This window comes from Nocardia brevicatena NBRC 12119 (genome assembly GCF_000308495.1).
Lineage (GTDB): Bacteria > Actinomycetota > Actinomycetes > Mycobacteriales > Mycobacteriaceae > Nocardia > Nocardia brevicatena.
The window spans coordinates 32,233-49,423 of record NZ_BAFU01000053.1; the positions used below are offsets into that span (position 1 = coordinate 32,233).

Sequence of the window (17,191 nt, forward strand, 5' to 3'; positions counted from 1 at the left end):
TCAGAACTTCAACAGGTTGGCGTCGTCGACCGAGGTCGAGCGACGGGCGCGGAAAATGGTGATGATGATGGCCAAACCGACCACGACCTCGGCCGCGGCGACCACCATGGTGAAGAACGCGAACACCTGACCGTCCAGATTCGCGTGCAGCCGGGCGAAGGTCACGAAGGCCAGGTTGACCGCGTTGAGCATGAGCTCGATGCACATGAACACCACGATGGCGTTGCGCCGCAACAGCACCCCGGCGGCGCCGATGGTGAACAGCAGCGCGGACAGGAACAGATAGTTTTCCGGATTCACCGTGTGCCTTCCTCGTCGGAGCCGGTGCCGTTGCCCTCCGAACCCACCGAGATGACGGCGGCCTCGGTGAGGGCCCGGGTACGGCGGTGCCGCAGGATCGTCGAGACCGACAGCTCCTCGAAGGAGCCGTCCGGTAGTCGGGCGGGAATGTCGACGGCGTTGTGCCGGGCGTAGACGCCGGGTGTGGGCAGGGGGGTGGGTCGGCCGTGTTCCGGGTCGCGGAACCGGCGGCGCGACAGTTCCCGCTGGTCCATACGCGGACCGAAGCGTTCCCGGTGGGCGAGCACCATGGCGCCGATGGTGGCGGCGATGAGCAGCGCGCCGGTGAGTTCGAATGCCCAGACGTAGCGGACGAAGATCAATTCGGCCAGATCGGCGATTACATTGCGTCCGCCGAACCCGGTGGCGGGAAATTCGACCGCGGAGTTGCGGACGCCGCGGGCGATGCCGGCGATGAGCAGTAGTCCGAACCCTGCGCCGACCGCCACGGCGGCGATCCGCTGGCCGCGCAGGGTTTCGCGTAGCGATTCGGCCGAGTCGACGCCGACGAGCATGAGTACGAACAGGAACAGCATCATGACCGCGCCGGTGTAGACGACGATCTGTACCACCCCGAGGAACAGCGCGTCCTGGGCGATGTACATCATGGCCAGCGCGATCATGGTGGTGGCCAGGCAGATCGCCGAATAGACGGCCTTGGCGGCGAATACCGTGCCGAGCGCGCCGATCAGGGCCAGCGGGGCCAGTATCCAGAACTGCACGGTCTCGCCGGTCCCGGCGCGGGTGAGCGGTTCGGCGGCCAGCGGCGCCGCGCCGGCCAGTGCGCTCGCCAGTGTCATCGGGAGCCTCCTTCCGCGGCCTCGGTGGGCCGTTCCTCGGCGCCGCGGACGGTGCCCAGGTAGTAGTCGGCCTCGGTGGTGCCGGGCCGCATGGCGTGCGGGGGTGCCTGCATTCCCGGTTCGAGCGGGGCCAGCAGCCGGTCCTTCTCGTAGATCAGGTCGGCGCGATTGTCGTCGGTGAGTTCGTAGTCGTTGGTCATGGTGAGCGCCCGCGTCGGACATGCCTCGATGCACAGTCCACAGCCGATGCAGCGCAGGTAGTTGATCTGGTAGACGCGGCCGTATCGTTCACCGGGGGAGTACCGCTGTTCCTCGGTGTTGTCGGCGCCCTCCACGAAGATGGCGTCGGCGGGACAGGCCCAGGCGCACAGTTCGCAGCCGATACACTTCTCCAACCCGTCCGGGTGCCGGTTGAGTTGGTGGCGGCCGTGATAGCGGGGCGCGGTGGGCACCTTCTGCTCGGGATAGAACTCTGTATTGGGTTTCTTGAACATCGTGGCGGCGGTGACCGCGAATCCCGCGAGCGGTTCGAGCAGGCCGGGGTCGAGGCGGATATGGGCGGGTCGGTCCGGTAGCGGCGGCACCGGGAACCCGAGGAATACCTCCGTGCCGCCGGATGGTTCGGCGCCGCCGCGCGGTCCGGCGGGTACGGGCTCCGCGGGCGGCGGCGCGGTCGCGGGGGCGCGGCCGGCACGCAGGAACAGGCCGATCATCGCCGCGGTGATCGCCACTCCGCCGATCACGAGGACGGGTGTCCGGACGTGGTGGCCCTCGTTCTCGGCGACCCGGGCGGCGGCCACCAACATCACCCACAACAGCGAGGTGGGGATGAGTAGTTTCCAGCCCAGGTTCATGAACTGGTCGTAACGCAGCCGCGGCAGGGTGCCGCGCAGCCAGATGAACACGAACAGGAACATCCACACCTTGGCGGTGAACCAGAGCAGCGGCCACCAGCCGCTGTTCGCGCCCGACCACAGGTTCAACGGCCACGGCGCCGCCCAGCCACCGAGGAACATGGTGGTCGCCAGGGCCGAGACCGTGGTCATGTTCACGTATTCGGCGAGCATGAACATGGCGAACTTCAGTGACGAGTACTCGGTGTGGAAACCGCCGACCAGCTCGCCCTCGGCCTCCGGCAGGTCGAACGGTGCCCGGTTGGTTTCACCGACCATGGAGATGCAGTAGATGAGAAACGACGGCAGCAGCAGGAAGACGTACCAGGTGTCGTTCTGCGCGGCGACGATCCCGGACGTCGCCATGGTGCCGCCGAGCAGGAATACCGCCGCGAAGCACAGGGCCATGGCGATCTCGTAGGAGATGACCTGCGCGGTGGACCGTAGCCCGCCCAGCAGCGGATACGTCGAGCCGGACGCCCATCCGGCGAGCACGATCCCGTAGACGCCGATGGAGGTGATCGCCAGAATGTAGAGCACCCCTACGGGCAGGTCGGTGAGCTGTAGCGCGGTGGTGTGACCGAGGATCGACACCTCGGGGCCGAACGGGATCACTGCGAAGGCCATGATCGCCGGGACCACCGAGAGGACGGGGGCGAGGACGAAGATCGGTTTGTCTACGATGGCGGGGACGATATCCTCCTTGAACGCCATCTTCACTCCGTCGGCGGCGCTTTGCAGCAGCCCTTTGGGGCCCACCCGGTTCGGACCGACGCGCATCTGCATCCAGGCCACCACCTTGCGTTCGGCGAGCACCCCGAACAACACGGTGAGCAGGAGGAAGGCGAAGACGGCGACCGCTTTGGCGAGAACCAGCCACAGGGGGTCGTGGCCGAAGAGCGACAGCTCATACATGGTGTTCCTCCGTCCGCTCGTCGGCGCGCCGCAGGGCTACGACGCCACCGGGCCGGGCGCCCAGGTCGGCGTACACCGAAGATCCGGGCGAGTTCAGCGGCAGCCACACCACCCGGTCGGGCATCTCGGTGACGGCCAGGGGCAGCGTGACGGCGCCGGTCTCGGTGCTCACGGTGATCGGTTCGCCTTCGGTGGCACCGATTTCCGCCGCGGTGGTCGCGGACAGTCGCGCCACCGGCGGCGGGGCGGTACCGGCCAACTCGGGGACCCCATCCTGCATGCGCCCCCGGTCCAGCAGCATCCGCCAACCGGCCAGGATCGCGGTGTCGGGTTCGGGATGGGGGAGCGGGTGGGGCAGATGTGTCGGGTCGGGGGGCGGAGGTCCGTCCCAGGTGCCGATCCGGGCGAGTTCGGCACGGGCGGCGGCGGTGTCGGGCAGCCCCAGCGATACCCCCATTTCGGCGGCGAGGGTGTGCAGGACCCGCTGGTCGGACAGCGGTGCCGCGGTGCGCCGGACGGTGCTCTCGCCCAAGGCAGCGTCGAAGGGACGCGGGCGACCTTCCCAGGTGAGGAAGGTTCCGGCCTTCTCCATGGCGGTGGCCACCGGGAAGACCACATCGGCGCGGGCGGTGATCTCGCTGTGTCGCTGTTCGAGCGCGACGACGAAACCGGCGGTGTCCAACGCGGCCCGTGCCCCGTCCGGATCGGGAAGGTCGACGAGTTCCACACCACCGACAAGGAGCGCGCGCCGGTCGGAGGTCCGGGCGAGGATGCCATCGGTATCGTGACCGGGTTCGGTGGGCAGCTTCGTGACGTTCCACACCTCACCGACCCGGCCGCGGGCGCGCGCGTCGATCAGCGGATGCCCGCCCGGCAGCAGGCCGGGCAGCGCACCGGCCTCCACCGCGCCGCGTTCACCGGCCCGTCGTGGCACCCAGGCCAGTGCGGCACCGGTATCGTCGGCCAGCCGCACCGCCGCCGACAGGGCGCCCGGCACGCCGGCCGCCCGTTCCCCGACCATGATCACCGCACCCGGCTGCCGGAGCAGCCGGCCGATCTCGTCGAATTCTGTTGCGGAGTCGGGGTATTCGTCTTTTGTTCGGGCCGGATGCGGATCGCCGGCGGGTGAGCCGTATGCCCGAATGGTGTCCAGCAGACGTGCCTCCGCGCCCGGTATCGTCGGGATGAGCGTGCCCGACATCCGGTCCAGCCCGCGGGAGGCGTAGGCGGCCAGGGAGTAGATCCGCAGGTTGCGGGTGCGGGCCGCCTTGCGCAGGCGCAGATAGACGATCGGCGATTCTTCCTCGGGTTCGAAACCGACGAGCAGTACGACCGGCGCGGCGGCCAGACCGTCATAGCTCGGCGTGCCGCCCCGGCCCGCGACGCGGGCGGCGAGGAAATCGGCCTCCTCGTCGGAATGGACGCGGGCCCGGAAATCGATATCGTTGGTCCCCAGCACCACCCGGGTGAATTTGGCGTACGCGTAGGCGTCTTCCTGGGTGACCCGGCCGCCGACCAGTACCCCCACGCCGTCGGCCGCCGCGCGGAGGCCGCGCGCGGCGGCGGCGAGGGCCTCGGGCCAGGAACAGAGGGCCAGTTCACCGTCCGGGGCGCGCAGCAGCGGAGTGGTGATCCGATCGGGTTCGGTGCCGTAGGTGAACGCCCAGCGGCCCTTGTCGCAGTTCCATTCCTCGTTCACCTGCGGGTCGTCGCCGGCCAACCGACGCAGAACCTTGCCGCGGCGGTGATCGGTGCGCTGGGCGCAGCCCGAGGCGCAGTGCTCGCAGACGTTGGGGCTGGACACCAGGTCGAACGGGCGGGCGCGGAACCGATAACTGGTGCCGGTGAGCGCTCCCACCGGGCAGATCTGCACGGTGTTGCCGGAGAAATAGGAGTTGAGGGGTTCGGCGTCGGCGATGCCGACCTGCTGCAACGCCCCGCGGTCCATCAGCTCGATGAAGGGATCACCCGCGATCTGCTGGGAGAACCGAGTACAGCGGGCACACAGGACGCACCGTTCCCGGTCCAGCAGAACCGCGTCCGACAATGGGATCGGTTTGGGATAGGTGCGTTTGGTGCCCTCGAAGCGGGTTTCGGCGCGACCGGTGGATATGGCCTGGTTCTGCAGCGGGCATTCGCCGCCCTTGTCGCAGACCGGGCAGTCCAGTGGATGATTGATCAGCAGCAGTTCCATCACACCCTGCTGGGCCTTCTCGGCGACCGGGGAGCTGAGCTGGGTGTGCGCGACCATTCCGTCGGTGACGGCCATGGTGCAGGAGGCCACCGGTTTGCGCTGGCCCTCCACCTCCACCAGGCACTGGCGGCAGGCGCCGACCGGGTCGAGCAGCGGATGGTCGCAGAAGCGGGGGATCTGGATGCCGATCAGTTCCGCGGCGCGAATGAGCAGGGTGCCCACGGGAACGCTGACGGTGGTGCCGTCGATGGTGACGCTGACCAGGTCGGCGGGCCGGCTGCTGCTGGTGTCGGTGCGTACGGTGGCGGTCATCGGGCTCCCTCTCCGGGCGCGGCACCGGCCCAGGCGGTACTGCGGGCGGGATCGAACGGGCAGCCGCCGTGCCGTAGGTGTTCGAGATACTCGTCGCGGAAATACTTCAGTGAGGAGACGATCGGACTGGCGGCACCGTCACCGAGGGCGCAGAACGATTTGCCGTTGATGTTGTCGCAGATATCGTTCAGCTTCTCCAGGTCGGCCTCGGTTCCCTTGCCGGCCTCGAGTCGGGTGAGCAGCTGAACCAGCCAGTAGGTACCCTCACGGCACGGTGTGCACTTACCGCAGGATTCGTGCGCATAGAACTCCGTCCAGCGCAGGACCGCCCGTACCACGCAGGTGGTGTCGTCGAAGATCTGCAGCGCCTTGGTGCCGAGCATGGAGCCGGCGGCCGCCACGTTCTCGTAGTCCAGCGGAAGGTCGAGATGTTCGGCGGTGAGCAGCGGGGTGGACGAGCCGCCCGGTGTCCAGAACTTCAGTTCGTGTCCGGTGCGCACACCGCCGGCGTAGCCGAGCAATTCCCGCAGGGTGATGCCCAGCGGGGCCTCGTACTGTCCGGGTCGGGTGACGTGGCCGGACAGCGAGTACAGGGTGAACCCGGGGGATTTCTCGCTGCCCATGGATCGAAACCAGGCGGTGCCGTTGTGGATGATGGGTGGGACGCTGGCGATGGATTCCACGTTGTTGACCACGGTCGGGCTCGCGTACAGGCCCGCGACCGCGGGGAACGGTGGCCGTAGGCGGGGCTGACCGCGCCGGCCCTCCAGGGAGTCCAGCAGCGCGGTTTCCTCGCCGCAGATATAGGCTCCCGCGCCCGCGTGCACGATCAGTTCGAGGTCGTAGCCGGAGCCGAGGATGTTCCGGCCCAGCAGCCCGGCGGCGTAGGCCTCGGTGACGGCGACCTGCAGGCGCCGCAGCACGGGGACGACTTCGCCACGCAGGTAGATGAAGGCGTGTCCGGCGCGGATGGCGTAGGCGGCGATGATCACCCCCTCGATCAGGGCATGCGGCTCGGCGAGCATGAGGGGGATGTCCTTGCAGGTCCCCGGCTCGGATTCATCGGCGTTGACCACCAGGTAGTGGGATTTCACGCTGCCGTCGGGCGCGGGGCCCTGCGGGATGAAACTCCATTTCATCCCGGTGGGGAATCCGGCACCGCCACGGCCGCGCAGCCCGGCGTCCTTGACGGTCTGGATGACCTCGTCCGGGGACATGCCCAGGGCGATCGGCAGCGCCCGGTAGCCGTCGTGCGCGCGATAGCCGTCCAGGGTCCATGAGCGCGGCCGGCCCCAGTTGCGGCTGAGTACGGGCGTCAGCGTCATATCACGCACCCCCGGCGGAATCGGTGTCGGCGGGATCGGGGACCTCGGGCGCGCTCATACCGTGTTCGCGTGCGATGTCCACCCCGGCGAGAGTGGGCGCACCCGGCGCACCGTCGAGGGCTCCGGGGCGTTCGTCCGGGAAACCGGCCAGGATACGGGCGGTCTCCCGGAAGGTGCACAGCGGTGCGCCGCGGGTCGGGGTCACGGTGTCCCCGCGGAGCAGGGCCTCGACGAGTGCCCGCGCCGACTCCGGGGTCTGGTTGTCGAAGAACTCCCAGTTCACCATGATGACGGGGGCGTAGTCACAGGCCGCGTTGCACTCGATGTGTTCGAGGGTGATCGTGCCGTCCTCGGTGGTCTCACCGTGCCCGATGCCCAGGTGCTCGCGCAGGGCCGCGAGGATCGCGTCACCGCCCATGACGGCGCACAGGGTGTTGGTGCACACACCCACGTGATAGTCGCCGGTGGGGGTGCGCCGGTACATGGAGTAGAAGGTGGCCACCGCGGTGACCTCGGCGGCGGTCAGCCCGAGCTGTTCGGCGCAGAAGTCGATCCCGGTGCCGCTGACATAACCCTCTTCGGCCTGCACCAGATGCAGGAGCGGCAGCAGCGCCGACCGCGGCTGCGGGTATCGGGCGATGATCTGTTTCGCGTCCGGTTCCAGACGCGCTCGGACCCGGGCCGAGTAGGGTTCCGGCCGGGTGCTCAGACGCAACAGTATTTCGGTCATCGGTCCACTCCGCCCATGACAGGATCGATACTGGCCACGGCGGCGATCACATCGGCGACCATCCCGCCTTCGCACATGGCCGCCACCGCCTGCAGATTGGTGAACGAGGGGTCGCGGTAGTGCACGCGATAGGGGCGGGTGCCGCCGTCGCTGACCATATGCACCCCCAGTTCGCCGCGCGGCGACTCCACCGCGATGTACACCTGCCCCGCCGGGACCCGGATCCCCTCGGTGACGAGCTTGAAATGGTGGATCAGCCCCTCCATGGAGGTGCCCATGATCCGGCCGATATGCCGGGGCGAGTTGCCGAGGCCGTCGGGGCCGAGACGCAGGTCGGCGGGCCAGGCGACCTTCTTGTCCTCCACCATCACCGGCCCGGGACGCAGCCGGTCCAGGCACTGTTCGACGATCTTCAGCGACTGCTTCATCTCCTCGATCCGGATGAGGTAGCGGCCGTAGCAGTCGCAGGTGTCGGTGGTGGGGATATCGAATTCGTAGGTCTGGTAACCGCAGTAGGGCATGGCCTTGCGCAGGTCGTGCGGCAGTCCGGCCGAGCGCAGTACCGGGCCGGTGATCCCGAGCGCCATACAGCCGGTGAGGTCGAGATAGCCGATATCACGGGTGCGGGCCTTGAAGATCGGGTTGTGGGTGAGCAGATGCTCCATGTCCCGCAACCGTTTCGGCATCAGCCGCAACAGTTCGCGCACCTTGGCCACGCCGTCGTCGGGTAGGTCCTGGGCGAGCCCGCCGGGACGGATGTAGGCGTGGTTCATCCGCAGGCCGGTGATGGCCTCGAACACGTCGAGGATGAGTTCGCGTTCCCGGAACCCGAACAGCATCGGGGTGAGCGCGCCGAGTTCCATACCGCCGGTCGCCAGCGCCACCAGGTGCGAGGAGATCCGGTTGAGCTCCATCAGCATGACCCGCACCACGGTGGCGCGTTCGGGTATCTGCTCGGTGATGCCGAGTAGTTTCTCCACGCCGAGGCAGTAGGCGGTTTCGTTGAAGAACGGCGATAGGTAGTCCATCCGGGTGACGAAGGTGACGCCCTGGGCCCAGTTGCGGAATTCGAGGTTTTTCTCGATCCCGGTATGCAGGTAGCCGATCCCGCAGCGGGCCTCGACCACGGTCTCGCCCTCGATCTCCAGGATCAGCCGCAGCACCCCGTGGGTCGACGGATGCTGCGGGCCCATATTGACGACGATGCGTTCCTCGCCCGCGCCGCGCAGGGCCTCGGCGACATCGTCCCAGTCCTGTCCCGCCACGGTGACGACGGGCGGTTCGTTCGAACCGGCGGTGGTGTCGTTCTCGCGATGGCGTTCGTCGGTGTTCCCGCCCGAGCCGCCGCGTCCGGGCCCGGGGGTGACGCCGGGCCTGGTATCGGTTTCGCTCATCAGCTGTATGCCCTCCGCTCGTCGGGCGGCTGGATGCGCGCGCCCTTGTATTCGACCGGTATCCCGCCGAGCGGGTAGTCCTTGCGCTGGGGGTGACCGCGCCAGTCGTCGGGCATGGTGATGCGGGTGAGCGAGGGATGCCCGTCGAACCGGATACCGAAGAAGTCGTAGGTTTCCCGCTCGTGCCAGTCGGTGGTGGGATACACCCGGTACAGCGACGGGATATGGGGGTCGGCGTCGGGGGCGGCCACTTCCAGGCGCAGTCGTCGGCCGTGCGTGATCGACATCAGGTGGTACACGGCGTGCAGTTCGCGGTCGGTGTCGTCCGGATAGTGGACGCCGCTGACCCCGAGGCAGAGTTCGAACCGCAACGTCGGATCGTCGCGCAACGCGTGGGCCACGACCGGCAGATGTTCCCGTCGCACGTGCAGGGTGAGTTCGTCGCGCTCGACCACGACCTTCTCGATCGCGGTGCCGAAGCCGACACCGGACGACAGCGCACTCCACAGTGCCTCGACGACCGTGTCGAAGTAACCGCCGTACGGTGGCGGCGTGCTGCCGGGCAGGGTGATCTCGCGGACCAGACGCCCGTAGCCGGAGGTGTCACCGGTGCCGGATACACCGAACATCCCGCGGCGTACGCCGATGATCTCCTCGTCGGTGTCGGCGGGTCGTTCGGATTCGGTGGGGACGCCGGTGGTTTCCGGGCGGTCGACGCTCATCGCAGCAGGCCCTCCATGCGGCTGGTCGGTGTCGCCGCCAGCGCGGCCTGCTCCGCGGCGCGGATGGCCTCCTCGCGGTTCACGCCCATCGGCGTCTGTTGAATCTTGGCGTGCAGCGCCAGGATCGCGTTGAGCAGCATCTCCGGTCGCGGGGGGCAGCCGGGTAGGTAGATGTCGACCGGCACCACATGGTCGACGCCCTGGACGATGGCGTAGTTGTTGAACATGCCACCCGAGGAGGCGCAGACGCCCATGGCCAGCACCCATTTCGGCTCGGTCATCTGGTCGTAGACCTGTCGCAGGACCGGTGCCATCTTCTGGCTCACCCGGCCGGCGACGATCATCAGATCGGCCTGGCGCGGGGAGGCGCGGAACACCTCCATACCGAAGCGCGCCGAGTCGAAACGCCCCGCCCCGGTGGCCATCATCTCGATCGCGCAGCAGGCCAGGCCGAAGGTGGCGGGCCACACCGAGCCTTTGCGCATATAGCCCGCCATGGCTTCGACGGTGCTGAGCACGAAGCCGCTGGGCAGTTTTTCTTCCAGACCCATGTCGGTTACTCCTGGGGTCGACTACTGGGGTGCCCCCGCGGGCGCGGGGGACCGGTTATCGTCGGCTCGCGCGCCGTCAGTCCCAGCTCAGGCCGCCGCGACGCCATTCGTAGGCGTAGGCGACCGAGACATTGACGATGAACAACGCCATGGCGACCAGGCCGAACACACCCAGCGCATCGATATGGACCGCCCACGGGTAGAGGAAAACGATCTCGATGTCGAAGATGATGAACAGCATCGCGGTGAGGTAGTACTTCACCGGAAAACGTTGCCCCGTCATACTTCCCGCGCCCCCGGCGACCGCGTGCGGCGTGGGTTCTATACCGCATTCGTAGGCCTGTAGTTTCGCGCGGTTGTAGCGTTTCGGGCCGATCAGGGCGGCGATCAGCACCGAGACCACGGCGAACGCGGCGGCGACCGCGCCGAGTACCAATATCGGCAGTTCGGTGTTCACGACTGCACTTCCCCTCCTTGCGAACTGGAGCGGGCGGTTGTGCCGTCCGTCCTCAATGGGGTTCGGGTGGGTGGCGGGTGCCACGCAATGCCGGATCGCCTCATGGCCTCGTTGGATGAGGGTGGCTCGTCCGACGAGGTGTGGGCTGCAGGGGAATCTGGCTTCGCGGGGTATCGCGTCATCTCCCGCGCTCATGTGAGCTACGGCACAGCCTACAACCGTTTCGACTGCACGATCACGGTTTCAATTACCCATTTGATCGAATTCAGGACTGACATTTATGAGCAAACGCGGCTAATCAGAGCCCAAACCGGGCAAGGGGAGGGACGGGTGTGCTTCAGGCGGCCGGTCGGTTCCGCAGCAGTGTCACCACGGTCTCGGTGAGGCGGAACGGATCGATGGGATGCGCGGCCGTCGCCTCCGCACGCGACCAACTCGCCAGCCAGGCGTCGTCGGCCCGGCCGGTGAGCACCACCAGCGGCGGGCAGTTCTCGATCTCGTCCTTGAGCTGTTTGGCGACACCGAGACCGCCGACAGGCGCGGACTCACCGTCGAGAATGGCCAGATCGACCTCGCCCGCGTCCATTCGCTGCAGGACCACCGGTGCGGTGGCCACTTCGACGTAGTCGAACGGGGGTAGCTCGGGGTGCGGCCGTCTGCCCAGGGCCAGGATCACCTGGCTCCGGGTGTCGGCGTCGTTGCTGTAGACCAGAACCCGCAGGGTGGCGGGGGGATTCACATCGGCCACGTCGGAATGGTACGTCCGTCGCGGCCTCGCCGGGGGCAGCTTCGCCGGATCGGTGCGTTTCGATGTGACGGCGTCGAGTGCCGCCGGGGCGATACCACCCGAGGCTCGGCCCCGGATGCCCTTGTCGGCGAGCCGGCCTACGGTGCTGAGGGCGTCCGGCGAACCGGGCGACACGGAACGAGGTCGGGTAGCGGAAGGTGGGTCGATGATCCGGGTCGGCTGGGAGCAGGTGTTCGCCTGGCGGTTACGGCGTCAGTTCGTCGCACCGCGGAGCGCGGGCGACGCCGCCGCGGTGGCGCGGCGGCTGTGCGGAGTGCAGGCGCAGGTGGCCTCCGCCGCGGAACTGGCCGTCGGAGTACGCCGGCAGAGCCCGGAACGTGATGCGGTGGGGCGCGCACTCACCGCCGGCGAGCTGATCAAGACCTGGGCCATGCGGGGAACGCTGCATGTCATGACGCCGGATCTGGCGGCGGCCTGCCTCGGTCTCGTCGGCGCCGCGCGCACCTGGGAGAAACCGGTCTGGCAGCGTAATTTCGGAGTCTCCCCGGAGCAGGTGGCTACGCTAGCCGACCGGGTTGGACACCTGCTCGACACCGCGGTCCTCACCCGGGCGGAGCTGGTCGCCGAACTGGTCACCGAACCGGAACTCGCCCCGTCGGCCGAACACCTGGGTTCTGGGTGGGGCACACTGCTCAAACCGCTGGCCTGGCAGGGAGTGTTGTGCTACGGGCCGATGCGCGCTAACGCGATCACGTTCACCACCCCCGCCCGAGCGGTCCCCGACTGGCCCGGCCTCCCGGACCCGGACCGGGCCGCGGCCCTGGTGATACCCGCCTACCTGGGCGCCTACGGCCCGGCCACGCCGGAAACATTCGACGCCTGGCTCACCCGGGGCGCGCACCGCAAGGCGACCGTACGGCGCTGGTTCGTCGATCTGGGGGACGAACTGGTCGAGGTCGAGGTCGAGGGCCGACGCGGCCATCTGTGTCGCGCGGACGTCGACGAACTCCTCGATACCGACCCCGTGACCTCGGTGCACCTGCTGGGCGGCTTCGACCAGTACGTCCTCGGCCCCGGTACCGGCGATACCGCCCTGCTCCCGGCCGCACACCGGCGGTCGGTGAGCCGGACGGCGGGTTGGATCGCGCCGCTGGTCGTGGTGGGCGGCCGGATCGCGGGCACCTGGGAACTCCTCGACGGCGCCGTCGAGGTGGACATGTTCGACGGCGCGCCGCTGCCGCGCGCCGGACTGGACGAGGCCGTCGCGCAGCTGGCCGCCGCACTGGGGCAGCCGGGGCTGGGTCTGCGCACCGCCGCGTGAGCGGGGGCGCACCGGTTGCGTGTCGCCCGACCCGGATCCTCCGCTTCCGGCCCACGGGCGCCCGGCGTGCGGGCGCTTGGGCCCCGCTAGGCTGCCCGGGTGACGGAAGTGCCGGTCGGAGACTTCATCGATACGGTGGCCTGGGTGTACACCGAGGACGGCCGTGTGCTGTGCGCCCGCCCGCGTGGTAAGGACGTGTTCTATGTGCCGGGTGGGAAGCGCGAGGCGGGCGAAACGGATATGCAGACACTGCTGCGGGAGATCGAAGAGGAACTCACCGTCGCCCTGCTCCCCGATACCGTCCGGCACCTCGGGGTCTACGAGGCCGTGCATGCCGAGGCGCGGGTGCGGATGAGCTGCTATACCGCCGACTACCGCGGGGTGTTGACCGCCGGTAGCGAGATCGAGGAGCTGGCCTGGTTCGGCTACGACCGGCGCGCACACGTCCCCCCGGTGGATCGGTTGCTGTTCGACGAACTGCGTGCCGGGGGACTACTGCGCTGAGGAGGCGTCGGGCCGCCGCGTTCCCGGGCGGCCCTGGGCCTGCGGCACGGTCACCGGTCGAGCGCACGACTCGTCCCCGACCGACCTGTCGCCGTCGCGGAGCGACCGCTACGGTGGCCGGCGGGGAACGGCGCAATGCGCTCAGCCGCGCTTGGTGGCCAGTTTGGGGTTGGCGACCCGATCGATGAGATATTCGATCAGGCTGAGCAACACGTCCTTGGCCGATTGCCGGTTACGGGCGTCGCACAGCCGCACCGGGACCGTCCGGTCCAGATCGAGCGCGTCGCGGACCTCGTCGGTGGTGTAGCGCGGCGCATCGTCGAAACAGTTCACCGCCACCAGGAACGGTAGCCCGCGGCGCTCGAAATAGTCGATGGCGGCGAACGAACTGCCCAGTTTGCGGGTATCGGCCAGCACCACCGCACCCAGCGCGCCCCGGGACAGTTCGTCCCACAGGAACCAGAACCGGTCCTGGCCCGGGGTGCCGAACAGGTACAGCACCAGTTCGGAGTCGATGGTGATTCGGCCGAAGTCCAGCGCCACCGTCGTGGTGGTTTTGGACTCGACGCCGGACAGATCGTCCACCCCGGCGCTGACCTCGGTGATCATCTCCTCGGTGCGCAGCGGCGGGATTTCGCTGATGGACGACACCATGGTCGTCTTGCCGACGCCGAAACCACCCGCGATGAGTACCTTGACCGAGGCGGCAAGGGTGGCGGGCCCGTTCGGGTCGAGGCGGGCAGGGTCAAATTTTTCGGATTCCATCCAGTACCGCTCGCAATACATTGAGGTCGCCGGGTCCGGACTCCGACTGCGCCGGCGCCCGGAAGATCAGATGGCCGTCACCGATCAGATCTCCGACGAGAATCTTGGTCACCGCCAGTGGCAGTTTCAAGGCGGCTGCCACCTCCGCCACCGACTGTGAGTCGGCGCACAGACGAATTATCTCCGCGTATTCGGGTTCCACGCGGCGTAATACGGGAGCCGGTCGGACGGAGGCCACGACCGTGAGCATGTCCAGGTCGTGTGCCGCACCCATGGTGCGTCCCCGAGTGAGGGCATACGGCCGCACCAGCGGCCCGGCCGCATCGTCGAGCCATTGCTCACCATTACGCGTCATGACATTTCACCGGAACTCACGATTGCTGCGGCGCAACCTCGGGAGAGCCGGTGCGCGGGGTGGCCGACAGGAAGTTGCCGACCCGCTGTACGGTCAGGTTGATTTCGTAGGCCACCAGGCCGAGATCGGCGTTCTCGGCGGCCTGCAGCGCCAGGCAGGCATTGGATCCGGCGGAAGTAACGAAAAGCACCGCATGGTCCAGTTCGATCACCGCCTGCCGTACTCCGCCGCCGCCGAATCGGCCGCCGGCGCTGCGCCCCAGACCGTGCAGGGTGGACGCCATCGCCGCGAAATGTTCGGCATCCGTGCGCTCCATGGCAGTGGAGTGGCCGAGGAGCAGTCCGTCGGTGGACAGCACAACTGCCTGCCGGACGCCCGGGAGCCGCTCGACGAGATCGTCGAGCAGCCAATTCAGATCACCAGGGGTGGAACTGGACACTTAGCCTTCCTGTTCATCCGGGGACATGCCGACCGGCGGCGGAGTCACCGTGCCGGAGCCGTTGTCCGGCAGTGCTCTGCGACCCTGTCGGGTGCCCATATCGATCGCTGCCATCACGGCTCTGGCCTCCTCGGGTGAACGTGGCTGCGCCGCGGGGGGCTGGTGCGGTGCAGCGTCCTCCGAATTCGCCGGTCGCGGTGCGACATTAGCCTGCCTGCTGCGCCGGGGTAAAGCGGGCCGACCGTCGGGCAGCAGTTCCGGCTCCGATTCCGAGGTGGTCGCGGGCAGCGCGACGTGCCGGTCCGTGGGGACGTCGTGTTCGTCGGCGGGGTGGGAGCCGTTCGGGGTGGAGGAAGTCGCCGGGGCCGGCAGCGGTTCCGCGAGCAGGGTGGCCGCGCCGGCGTGGTTGTTCACCATCTGCGTCGCTGCCGCCGCGTTGGTCGCCGCGGTCCGCGGCGGGGGAATCACCGGCAGAGCGCCCACTTCGGTCGGTTCGTCGGCCGGATCGGTCAGCAGTGTTCCGGGAACGTGCACAACCGCTCGGATTCCACCGTAGTCGGATTCGCCGAGCCGGGCCGTGATCCCGTGCCGGGCGGACAGATGCGCCACCACGAAGATGCCGAGCCGGGAATCGGCCGAGAATGCGGCGATCCCGAAATCGGGTGGCTTGCGCAGGGTCTCGTTGACACGTTCGAGATCCTCGGCGGCCATACCCATGCCCTGGTCGGTGATCTCGATGGCGACCCCCTTGCCCACGACCGAGGCCGAGACGTGCACCTGCGACTTCGGCGGGGAGAACGAGGAGGCGTTGTCCATCAGTTCGGCGAGCAGGTGGATGAGGTCGCCGACGGCGTTGCCCGCGATGCGCAGATCCGGCAGCCGGGCCATCTGTACTCGCGCGTAGTCGAGTGTTTCGCCGATCGCACTACGGACCAGGTCCACCAGTGGGACCGGATTGCGCCACTGTCGGCCCGGGCGGCCACCGGCCATGATGATGAGGTTTTCCGCGTTGCGGCGTTCCCGGGTGGCCAGGTGGTCGAGCCGGAACAGGGTCTCCAGCAGGGCCGGATCCTCCTCGCGGCTTTCGGCCTCGTCCAGTATCTCCAGCTGCCGGTGCACCACCATCTGGCTGCGGTGGGCGATACTGCGGAACACCGCCTTCACGCCCTCCTGGGTGCGGGCCTCGGTGATCGCCGCGTTGATCGCGACCGCGTGCGCGTGTTCGAACGCGGTGGCCACCGAGCCGATCTCGTCGTGGCCGAAGTCCAGTCGCGGCGCCTGCTCCTCCGGGGTGATCTGTTCGCCCGCGCGGAGCCGTTCCAGCATGTCCGGCAGGCGTTCGTCGGCCAGGGCCAGGGTCTGGTCGCGGAGGCGTTCCAGGCGGCGGATGAACCGATTGGCCAGGACCAGCGAGACGGCGAAGGCGGCGGCGCTGAGCAGCAGCACCGACAGTCCGATCAGCAGCGACCGGGTCGCGGCGCGGGTGGCCGCATCGTGCGCGAGCCGCTGGGTGGCGGTGTTGTGATCGTCCCACAGTTCCAGCAGCTCGTGTTCGACCTGCGCGGAGGCGGCCTCCCATTCGTCCGCGTCCATCGGAAGCGGTGGGGACGCGGCCTCGTCGGGACGGTTCACGCTGCGCTCGAACAGGGCGTTCTCCATCGTGGCCAACTGTTTCCAGGCCGGCGAGGCGACCAGCGCCTGGGCTCGTTCGCGGAATGGGGGGCCGAAATCGCCCGCGAGTTTGCTCATTTCACTGCGGTAGTGGCCGGTCTGCTGACGGTAGTCCTCCGGTAGCGTGACCGGTCGGTGGGCGGTCAGCGCGGCACCGGTCAGCGCGTTGCTCCGCGAGAGCGCCTCGATGACATTGATATGGCGGCCGGAGAGCCCGAGTTCGACCGCGACCTCGGTGTCCAAGGACAGCCGCACCGCGATCTGGGTGCCCACCGTGATGACGTCGAGCAAACGGGAGTAGAACGTGTAGGCATCGGCGGCCGGTAGGGTGCGGTTGTCGGCGTTGGTGCGGATCACCTCGCGTTGCAGGTACAGGGCGGCGAAGTCGCCGACATTCCTCTTCAGGACGTTCGGTTCGAGCTCGACCAGGGCCTGCGTCTCGTTGGCCAACTGCTGCATCGAGCGATCGGTATGGGCTCGGGCCCCGGGCAGCGCGGCGGTCGCCTCCGCGTCGCCGGCCAGATGCGCCAGGGTGAGCCGGCGCTCCTGCTGGACCGCCTCGAGCAGCACGCGGGTCGGCTCGATCCCGGTCTGGGCCGCCTCGGTGAACTCTCTGTCGTGGCGTGCCTCGTCGATCAGGTATCCCGCCCCGCCGACACCGGCAACCAGCAGAGTCAGACTCGGGATGAGCGCGATTGTCAGGATCCGGGTGCGGACACCGAGCCGTACTCTGAGCATCGGCACAACTTAAACGAC

At 68.4% G+C, this 17,191-nt stretch carries 17 protein-coding genes; 2 read left to right on the forward strand and 15 right to left on the reverse strand.

Translation table 11 applies throughout. The annotated features are described in order from the left end of the window. The 11 genes from nuoK to ON20_RS12385 form a co-directional block, all read right to left on the reverse strand. Entirely contained in the window at positions 1-300 is a 300-nt protein-coding gene (gene nuoK / locus ON20_RS12335) for an NADH-quinone oxidoreductase subunit NuoK (protein WP_040835407.1), read from the reverse strand. Then, positions 297-1,139, reverse strand: coding sequence for an NADH-quinone oxidoreductase subunit J (locus ON20_RS12340; protein WP_051162303.1), 843 nt, complete (start codon positions 1,137-1,139; stop codon positions 297-299). Before ON20_RS12340 ends, nuoK begins: the two co-directional genes overlap by 4 nt. Then, positions 1,136-2,947 carry an NADH-quinone oxidoreductase subunit NuoH gene (nuoH, locus tag ON20_RS12345; RefSeq protein ID WP_040835408.1) on the reverse strand — a complete coding sequence of 604 codons (1,812 nt, stop codon included), beginning with the start codon at positions 2,945-2,947 and terminating at the stop codon, positions 1,136-1,138. Before nuoH ends, ON20_RS12340 begins: the two co-directional genes overlap by 4 nt. Beyond that, positions 2,940-5,453 (reverse strand): NADH-quinone oxidoreductase subunit G, encoded by a 2,514-nt coding sequence (locus tag ON20_RS12350; protein WP_051162305.1) that lies wholly within the window; start codon positions 5,451-5,453, stop codon positions 2,940-2,942. Before ON20_RS12350 ends, nuoH begins: the two co-directional genes overlap by 8 nt. Further along, entirely contained in the window at positions 5,450-6,778 is a 1,329-nt protein-coding gene (nuoF, locus tag ON20_RS12355) for an NADH-quinone oxidoreductase subunit NuoF (RefSeq protein ID WP_040835409.1), read from the reverse strand. Before nuoF ends, ON20_RS12350 begins: the two co-directional genes overlap by 4 nt. A gap of 1 nt (position 6,779) precedes the next feature. Further along, complete coding sequence (gene nuoE, locus ON20_RS12360; RefSeq protein WP_040835410.1) at positions 6,780-7,508, reverse strand: NADH-quinone oxidoreductase subunit NuoE; 729 nt, start codon at positions 7,506-7,508, stop codon at positions 6,780-6,782. Continuing rightward, the gene (locus ON20_RS12365; RefSeq protein ID WP_245547193.1) at positions 7,505-8,902 is read right to left on the reverse strand and encodes an NADH-quinone oxidoreductase subunit D; all 1,398 of its coding nucleotides are present in this window, start codon (positions 8,900-8,902) and stop codon (positions 7,505-7,507) included. Before ON20_RS12365 ends, nuoE begins: the two co-directional genes overlap by 4 nt. Beyond that, positions 8,902-9,624: an NADH-quinone oxidoreductase subunit C gene (locus ON20_RS12370; protein ID WP_040835411.1), complete on the reverse strand. Its 723-nt coding sequence runs from the start codon at positions 9,622-9,624 to the stop codon at positions 8,902-8,904. Before ON20_RS12370 ends, ON20_RS12365 begins: the two co-directional genes overlap by 1 nt. Then, on the reverse strand, positions 9,621-10,175 hold the full coding sequence (locus ON20_RS12375; RefSeq protein WP_040835412.1) for a NuoB/complex I 20 kDa subunit family protein: 555 nt from the start codon (positions 10,173-10,175) through the stop codon (positions 9,621-9,623). The genes ON20_RS12370 and ON20_RS12375 overlap by 4 nt, the downstream gene beginning before the upstream one ends. A gap of 76 nt (positions 10,176-10,251) precedes the next feature. Then, entirely contained in the window at positions 10,252-10,632 is a 381-nt protein-coding gene (locus ON20_RS12380) for an NADH-quinone oxidoreductase subunit A (protein ID WP_040835414.1), read from the reverse strand. Positions 10,633-10,969: 337 nt separating this feature from the next. Beyond that, entirely contained in the window at positions 10,970-11,380 is a 411-nt protein-coding gene (locus ON20_RS12385; protein ID WP_040835553.1) for an Rv3143 family two-component system response regulator, read from the reverse strand. A gap of 205 nt (positions 11,381-11,585) precedes the next feature. On the opposite strand from ON20_RS12385, the gene ON20_RS12390 reads away from it, so the two are divergent. Continuing rightward, a complete protein-coding gene (locus tag ON20_RS12390; protein WP_040835415.1) occupies positions 11,586-12,701 on the forward strand; it encodes a winged helix DNA-binding domain-containing protein in 1,116 nt (371 codons plus the stop codon). A 99-nt stretch (positions 12,702-12,800) separates the two neighbouring features. After that, positions 12,801-13,205, forward strand: coding sequence for an NUDIX hydrolase (locus ON20_RS12395; RefSeq protein ID WP_040835416.1), 405 nt, complete (start codon positions 12,801-12,803; stop codon positions 13,203-13,205). A 141-nt stretch (positions 13,206-13,346) separates the two neighbouring features. Here ON20_RS12395 and ON20_RS12400 read toward each other — a convergent pair whose 3' ends face one another. The 4 genes from ON20_RS12400 to ON20_RS12415 are packed head-to-tail and all read right to left on the reverse strand — an operon-like array spanning position 13,347 to position 17,173. Further along, the gene (locus tag ON20_RS12400; RefSeq protein WP_083864876.1) at positions 13,347-13,970 is read right to left on the reverse strand and encodes a GTP-binding protein; all 624 of its coding nucleotides are present in this window, start codon (positions 13,968-13,970) and stop codon (positions 13,347-13,349) included. After that, on the reverse strand, positions 13,951-14,325 hold the full coding sequence (locus ON20_RS12405) for a DUF742 domain-containing protein (RefSeq protein ID WP_040835417.1): 375 nt from the start codon (positions 14,323-14,325) through the stop codon (positions 13,951-13,953). Before ON20_RS12405 ends, ON20_RS12400 begins: the two co-directional genes overlap by 20 nt. Before the next feature lie 16 nt (positions 14,326-14,341). Further along, a complete protein-coding gene (locus tag ON20_RS12410) occupies positions 14,342-14,764 on the reverse strand; it encodes a roadblock/LC7 domain-containing protein (RefSeq protein WP_040835419.1) in 423 nt (140 codons plus the stop codon). Next, positions 14,765-17,173, reverse strand: coding sequence for a sensor histidine kinase (locus ON20_RS12415; protein ID WP_040835420.1), 2,409 nt, complete (start codon positions 17,171-17,173; stop codon positions 14,765-14,767). Between the last annotated feature and the right edge of the window lie 18 nt (positions 17,174-17,191).